The sequence below is a fragment of the Methylovorus mays genome, from assembly GCF_020531915.1.
Lineage (GTDB): Bacteria > Pseudomonadota > Gammaproteobacteria > Burkholderiales > Methylophilaceae > Methylovorus > Methylovorus mays.
Genome location: NZ_JAJAVG010000009.1, coordinates 1 through 747, shown reverse-complemented (window position 1 = coordinate 747; position 747 = coordinate 1). Strand labels below are relative to the sequence as shown.

At 53.3% G+C, this 747-nt stretch carries 1 protein-coding gene; it reads right to left on the bottom strand.

What is annotated here, in order from left to right; genetic code table 11:
• Nucleotides 1-747: nucleotide sugar dehydrogenase (locus LG203_RS14295; protein WP_230346390.1), on the bottom strand; the 747-nt coding region annotated here is incomplete at both ends.

Genomic DNA, 747 nt, shown 5'->3' with positions numbered 1-747 from the left:
CTTTGGAGCTGAAAAAGTCGGGCTCGGTGAGCACGGGTTCATACACGATTACCTCTATGCCTTTGGCCTTGATCCGCTTCATGATGCCCTGGATGCTGGAAGCACGGAAGTTATCCGAGCCGCTCTTCATGATGAGACGATAAATGCCGACGACATTCGGTTTGCGTCGGATGATGCTGTCCGCCACAAAGTCCTTGCGGGTGGTGTTGGATTGCACAATGGCGTTGATCAGCGTTTGCGGCACATTGTTGAAGTTCGCCAGCAACTGCTTGGTATCCTTGGGCAGGCAGTAACCACCATAGCCAAACGAGGGGTTGTTGTAGTGATTGCCAATACGGGGGTCGAGACCCACGCCCTGGATAATCTGTTTGGTGTCCAGGCCATGGGTCAGCGCATAGCTGTCCAACTCGTTGAAATAGGCTACGCGCATGGCGAGATAGGTGTTGGCAAACAGTTTGATGGCTTCAGCTTCGGAGCTATCGGTAAACAGCAGCGGGATATTGTCTTTCAGCGCACCTTCTTGCAGCAGGCGGGCAAAAGTTTCAGCACGGGCGGATTTCTCGCCCACCACAATACGGGAAGGATAGAGATTGTCGTAAAGCGCTTTGCCTTCCCGCAGAAATTCCGGCGAGAAGATGAGGTTATTGGTCTGGTATTTTTCCCGGGCACCAACAGTAAACCCCACCGGGATGGTCGACTTGATGATCATCACGGCATTCGGCGCGTAGGTCATCACGTCGCGAATCA